The following is a 6,199-nucleotide window of genomic DNA, read 5'->3' on the forward strand; positions in this document are numbered from 1 at the left end:
ACAAAGGACCGGTCGAGGCCGTGCTCGCCGCGCAGCGCGCCGTTCGCGAGCAGGCCGGCGGTGACGCCGTGCTCGTCGTCGCGATGCCGGCCGAGCACGGCGGTTACCGCATCGCCTGGGTCGGCGACGCCCGCGCGTACTCCTGGGACGGCACCACGCTCTCGCGGCTGACCACCGACCACACGCTCGCGGAGTACTTCCGCACCCGCCACCAGCCGGTGACGCCGCGCATGGAGCACGTCGTCACGACCAGCGTCCGCACCACCGAAGCGGACGAGATCGGCACGGCGGAGACCACGAGCACGGGCCTGCTGCTGACCAGCGACGGCATCCACAAACCGCTCGACGGCGGCGGCATCCGCGCCGTGCTGGCCCAGCCGGGCGCGGGGGCCGCGGAACTCGTCGAGGCGGCGCTGACCCGCGGCGGCTCGGACAACGCGACCGCCATCTACGTCGAACCCCTGGAGGCCGACGTCACGACGGTGCGATTTCCCGTCGCCGCGTGAACCCGGCTAGTGCGGTGACCACGAAGGTTCACCGGGTCGGGGTCCTGGGTGGTGAGGCGGCCTGTCGAACGGTCTCGCGCCGGTCTCCGTGGTCAGCGGGAACGGCCAACTCACCGCTCGCAGCGGCCAACTCGCGTACCGGAACGGCCAACTCGCCGGCAGGTGGGTGAGTTGGCCGTTCCGGTCGGTGAGTTGGCCGCCGGGGTCGTTGGGGTCGGGTGCTGCCTTGCCGAGCCCCGTCGCAGACACCGCCATCGCAACCCGGCGAACGTACCCGGTCACCGCACTAGCCCCGCTTCAGCTGCCGGTACTCGCGCAGCACCAGGACGATGATCACGACGTCGAGCGCGGCGAAGAACGGCAGCGCGATCGAGTGGGTGTGCACGGCCCGGAAGATCTCGTAGACCACGAAGGCGGCGAGGACGACAGCGGCCACCGGGTAGGCGCGGACGATCTTGCGGGCCAGCGCCCACACCAGGCCGAGCTTGATGAGCCCGTGGGCAAGCAGGTAGACGACGGCGAACGTCTTGGTGTCGCCGTTCAGGAAGTTGTCCGTCGCCGACTGGAGGTGCCGCGCGAGCGTGCCCGACGGGTCGCCGAGCAGGTCGCGGGTGATCACCGCGTGGGTGAACCCGCTGACGGCCGCGGCCGGGATGAACGCGAGGATCAGGGCCCCGACGACCTGCAGAGCGCCGTCGAGGCCCTTGATCGCGATGGCGACCCGGAAGAACTTCTCGGTCGCCGTGGTCTTCGCTTCCGTCATGCATCCCAGCTCAGCACAAAGCGCAGGTCAGCGCACCTGGGACAGAGCGGGCGGAACGGACTTCGTGCCCCACGCCGTCGGGGTGTCGCTCAGCGAAAACCGGATCTTGCCCGCGCGGAGCAGGTCCGCGTGCGAGATCCAGCTGCGGTCGTAGCCGCGCGACCCGATCCGGACGTCCTGGGTGTACTGCAGCTTCGCCGCGCTCGCGCCGGGCGCCTCGATCTCGATCTCGCGGCCGCCGGCCGGGTGGATCTCGACCTTCTCGAACATCGGCGTGCTGAGCAGGTACGTCCCGGAGCCGGGCTGGGCTTCGAAGACGCCCGTCATGCCGAAGACGAGCCACGACGAGATGGTGCCGAGGTCGTCGTTGCCGGGCATGCCGTACGGCGTGTCGGTGAAGAGCGTCCGCGCCGCGCGCAGCACGGCCGAGGTCTTCCACGGCGCGCCCGTCCAGCTGTACATCCAGGGTGCGTGCAGGTCGGGCTCGTTGTTCGGGTTGAAGGCGAAGTTGTTGTGGTAGTCGTACGCGCCGTGGACCCAGGAGTCCTTGGCGGCCTTCGCCGGGTCGGTGAGCAGCAGCGGGATGTCGAAGAAGGTGTCGAGCCGCTTCTCCGCCTGCGCCGGGCCGCCCATCAGGCCGAACAGCTTCGCCGTGTCCTGCTGGGCGAGCCACTGGTACTGCCACGGCGTGCCCTCGTGGAAGCCGGTCGACTGCGCCGGGTCGGGGTCGCCGACGCCGGTGCCGTCCGCCGCGCGGGTGCGCGGGAAGCCGGTGAAGCCGTGGGATTCGACGCCGGTGTCCCACAGCTTCGCGAAGTTGCCGCAGCGGGCGGACAGCGTCGCGGCCTTGTCCCGGTAGCCCAGCCCGGACGCCATGGTCGACAGCGCGCAGTCGGCGAGGGCGTACTCGAGGGTCGCCGAGCCGGCCTGGCGGGTGTCGCCGTAGGTGTAGCCCGGGAGGTCCTGGTACCCGATCCAGCCGTTCTTCACGTACGTCGGGTTGCCGTCGCGGCCGCGGAAGATCGACTGGTCGGCCGGTACTTCGTTGGCGTTGCGCCACAACGCGTCGAAGAGCTTGCGCGCGGTCTGGTCGTCCAGGATGCCGCGGCGGTAGTTGTCGACCACCCACGGCGTGACGGGGTCGCCGCTCATCACGTTCGTCTCGCCGCCGCCCAGCGCCCAGCGCGGGACCCAGCCGCCGTCCTGGTAGATCTTGAGGACGGACTTGGTCATGTCCGCGGCCTTGTCCGGGTGCAGGAGCGCGACCAGCTGGTTCTGCGACCGGTAGGTGTCCCAGAGCGAGAACATCTGGTAGTACGTGTCCCGGCTGCGGTGCACGGCGTCGTCGAAGCCGCGGTACGAACCGTCCACATCGGACCCGATGGACGGGTGCAGCAGCGACCGGTACAGCGCGCTGTAGTAGGTGCGCTGGTCGGCGGTGGTCCCGCCGGCGACGCGCATCCGGTTCAGCTCGGCTTCCCAGGTGTCGTGCGCCTGCTTTTCGGCGTTGTCGAACGACTTGGGCTGCTCGGCGCCGCGGTTCAGCCGGGCGCCGTCGATCGAGGTGTACGACAGGCCGACGGAGGCCCCGACCTGGCTCTTGTCGCTGCCGAAGGTGAGCCACGCGCCGGTGCGCTGGGACCCGAGCTTGGCGTCGCGCTGGTTCGGCGTCAGCTTCGAGTCGGTCCAGGTGCCGAAGCCGGTGAACTTCCGGTCGAACTTGGCGCTGAAGAAGACCTTGTAGCGCTCCTTCTGCGTCTCCCAGCAGAAGTTGCCGCCCTGCAGCCAGCCTTCGACGGTGTCGTCGCCGACGACGTGGACGTCCCCGGCGTAGGTGTAGCCATTGCTCTCGCCGACCTCGATGAGGACGTTCTGGCTCGCGCCGTCCGGGAAGGTGTAGCGGTGCTGGCCGGTGCGCTGTGTCGCGGTCAGCTCGGCTTCGACGCCGTTGCCGAGCTTGACGCCGTAGTACCCGGGCCGTCGCGTCTCGTCGGCGTGGCTGAACTTCGCGCCGTACTGCGCGGGATCGCTGCTGGTCACGGCGCCGGTGGTGGGCATGAAGCGGAAGTTGCCCATCGTCTGGCAGCCGACGCCGGAGAGGTGGGTGTGGCTGAAGCCGAGGGTCGTGTCCTGGGCGTAGTCGTAGGACGCGTACTTCTTGAGCTGGGTGTCCGGGCTGAGCTGCACCATCCCGAAGGGGGTGGTGGCGCCCGGGAACGTGGTGCCGTCCCCGTTGTTGCCGATCGAGGTGTCGACGAGCGTGGTGGGGTCGTCGGCGAACCTCGGCCCGGCGGCCTGGGCGGGGGTCGCGAGGGCCATCGTCGTGGCTCCGGCGAGCAAGGTGGCAAGGACGCGCGTCCGCGCTCTCATCCGTGTCCTCCTGACAACGTTGTCACATCAACGGTGAGATCCTTTCCGTTGTCCGGTGGACATTGCAAGCCCTGAACGGATGCTCAGATCTGGTACGTCACGTGCCCGTCGAGGATGGTCGCCGTCACCGGGAGGTTCCGCAGGTCCGACGGCGAGAGCGCCGACGGGTCCGTCGCCGTCACCATCAGGTCCGCGACGTCCCCCACCGCCACGCCGCGGCGGCCGCCCGAGGACGAAGCCAGCGCGTCGGCGAACGGGATCGACTGCTCCGGGTGCCACGGCGGGCGGTCGTCGTCGGTGCGGGCGACCGCGGAGGCGATGCCGTCCCACGGGTCGAGGGGCGCGACCGGGGCGTCCGAGCCGAACTCCAGGCGGGCACCCGACTCCAGCAGCGAGCGGTATGGGAACGCGCGCGAAGTCCGGCCGTGCCAATGGCGGTCGGCCACGTCCCGGTCGTCCGGCTGGTGGGCGGGCTGGACCGACGCCACCAGGCCCAACGCGGCGAACCGCGGGATGTCGGCCGGCGCGAGCAGCTGGGCGTGCTCGACGCGGCCCGGGCAGCCGACCTCCTCGAAGGCGTCCAGCGCGATCGTGTTGGCGTGGTCGCCGATCGCGTGCACCGCCGGGAGCAGGCCGTGGTCGAAAGCCCGCCGCATCAAGGGAAGCAGCTCGGCGGGCGGGAGTTCGAGCAGGCCCGGTGACTCGCTGCCCGGGTAGGGGTCGTGGCAATAGGCCGTGCGCGTGTTGAGGGAGCCGTCCACGAAGAGCTTGTACGGGCCGACCGTCACGCGCCCGTCCGAATCCGGGAGGACGTCGCCCGTGCGGTGGCCGCGCTCGATGGTCTGGTCCAGCAGGTGTTTCGCGATCACGCACGAGATCCGGGTCGGCGGCGTGCCGCGGCGGGTCCAGTCCGCCACCGTGTCCGCGTACTCGTAGTCGACGATCTGCGTCACGCCGCGGGCCGCCGCGGCAGCGAGGGCTTCCGCGACCCAGGCGTCCTGGGTGTCGATCGACGCCGTCGGGAGCTGGGCCGTCGCGCTCATGCAGTCGGCTTCCAGCAGGACGCCGGTCGGGTGATCGCGGCCGATCAGCTTCAGCGCCGCCGGGCTCAGCCAGAGCGTGTGGAGGTCGGCGCTGAACAACGCGACCGCGCGGCCGGGCAGCGCGCGCTGCAGCAGGTCCTTGTGCGGCAGGTCCGGCCACAGCCCGTCGCGGAAACCCGCGCCCACCACCAGCTCCGACTGTGGGGCCGGCGTCGCCAGCAGGTGCGCCAGCAGCAGCTCGATCGCCTCCGCCGCCGACCTCGCCGCGTCCAGCGGGATGCGACGGCGGAACGTCGCCCACTGCACGACGTGGACGTGCGCGTCGACCAAGCCTGGCAGCAGCGTGCCGCCGTGGCCGTCGACGACGCGCGCGGCGAACCCGGCCGCCCCCGGCTCGGTGATCGCCGTGACGCGGCCGTCGTTCACCCGGACGTCCGCGAGCTCGCCGCCGAGCCCGGGACGCACGCGGCGGAGCAGGAGATCATCCATGCCGCTTACCTTGCCAGCCGGACCCGTCCGGGTGAAGCACGGCTTGAGATGGGAAATATCCGGGTACTAGCTACTGTTGAGAAAGATGGCAGCCGTCGCCCGCCGAAGGGTCAGGGCCGGTCCATGGGCGCCGCCTTCACAAGCCGCGCAGGGTTCGACTCCCTCGGTTGCCGCTCGGTTCTCGGGGCGGGCCCTGTGCGCGGAAAGCGCGCACCGGCCCGCCCCGAGCGTGTCTCCCGGGGGTCGAACCCCCGGACCCCCGCCAGGGGGCAAGCCCCCTGGACCCCCGCGTGGTTGCGTTTCGTCGTCAGCCCACCGGGATGTCCCGGCGCCGCAAGGCGATCAGGCCGACGGCGCCGGCGGCGGCCGCGATCAGGACCAGCCACAGCACCGGAACCGCCGAGAACGTGCCTCCCGGCAGGCGCGCCAGGTGCTGGAACGGCGAAATCCCCAGCACCGCCGGACTCCACCGCAACGCCGTACCCACCAGCGACAGCAGCAGGAACGCGCCCAGCAGTCCCCACGCCGCCGCGGCGAACCGCGGGAGCAAGCCGATCAACGCCGCCGCCAGCCCGGCCAGTACCCACACCGCCGGCAGCTGCGCCAGTGCCGCCGGGACCAGTGACGCGCCCGTTCCGTACGCCGCGCCGGTCGTCAAACCCGTGACTGCCAGCAGGAACGCCGAACCCAGCACCGCGATCAGCCCGTGCGCCGCCGCCCAGCCGAGCCGTCCGACCGCCGTCGCCAGCACCGGTTCCGCGCGGCCCGCCGCCTCCTCGGCGCGCAGCTTCAGCGTCGCCTGCACCGCGTAACCCGCCGCCGCCAGGCCGAACAGCGTCATCGTGCCCGCCAGGTACGCGTCGGTCACCGCGCCCCCGCCGCCCACGCGGGAGAACACCTCCGCGACGGCCGGGTTGTCCCGCATCATGCCGGTGACGTTCTTCGCCACCCCGCCCATCAGCAGCCCGACCAGCGCGAGGCAGCCGGTCCAGACCACGAGCGTCCCCCGCTGCAGCCGCCAGGCCAGC

At 71.4% G+C, this 6,199-nt stretch carries 4 protein-coding genes and 1 pseudogene; 1 reads left to right on the forward strand and 4 read right to left on the reverse strand.

Features of this window, described 5'->3' with window-relative positions:
- Positions 1 to 506: PP2C family serine/threonine-protein phosphatase (locus tag G3I65_RS21650; protein ID WP_160697731.1), on the forward strand; the 506-nt coding region annotated here is incomplete at its 5' end.
- 286 nt (positions 507 to 792) lie between these two features.
- On the opposite strand, the gene G3I65_RS21655 is transcribed toward G3I65_RS21650, so the two are convergent.
- The 4 genes and pseudogenes from G3I65_RS21655 to G3I65_RS21670 form a co-directional block, all read right to left on the reverse strand.
- A complete protein-coding gene (locus G3I65_RS21655) occupies positions 793 to 1,269 on the reverse strand; it encodes a DUF2127 domain-containing protein (protein WP_160697732.1) in 477 nt (158 codons plus the stop codon).
- A gap of 27 nt (positions 1,270 to 1,296) precedes the next feature.
- The gene (locus tag G3I65_RS21660) at positions 1,297 to 3,639 is read right to left on the reverse strand and encodes a GH92 family glycosyl hydrolase (RefSeq protein WP_239071359.1); all 2,343 of its coding nucleotides are present in this window, start codon (positions 3,637 to 3,639) and stop codon (positions 1,297 to 1,299) included.
- A gap of 83 nt (positions 3,640 to 3,722) precedes the next feature.
- The gene (locus tag G3I65_RS21665; protein WP_160697733.1) at positions 3,723 to 5,171 is read right to left on the reverse strand and encodes an amidohydrolase; all 1,449 of its coding nucleotides are present in this window, start codon (positions 5,169 to 5,171) and stop codon (positions 3,723 to 3,725) included.
- 307 nt (positions 5,172 to 5,478) lie between these two features.
- Positions 5,479 to 6,199: pseudogene (locus G3I65_RS21670) on the reverse strand (ABC transporter permease); the annotation flags it as partial.

The sequence above is a fragment of the Amycolatopsis sp. SID8362 genome, from assembly GCF_010550475.1.
GTDB classification, from domain to species: domain Bacteria; phylum Actinomycetota; class Actinomycetes; order Mycobacteriales; family Pseudonocardiaceae; genus Amycolatopsis; species Amycolatopsis eburnea.

Bases quoted from the DNA above. Each gene is read 5' to 3' on its own strand.
- G3I65_RS21660 (WP_239071359.1), bottom strand. From the start codon at position 3,639: ATGAGAGCGCGGACGCGCGTCCTTGCCACCTTGCTCGCCGGAGCCACG.
- G3I65_RS21655 (WP_160697732.1), bottom strand. From the start codon at position 1,269: ATGACGGAAGCGAAGACCACGGCGACCGAGAAGTTCTTCCGGGTCGCC.
- G3I65_RS21665 (WP_160697733.1), bottom strand. From the start codon at position 5,171: ATGGATGATCTCCTGCTCCGCCGCGTGCGTCCCGGGCTCGGCGGCGAG.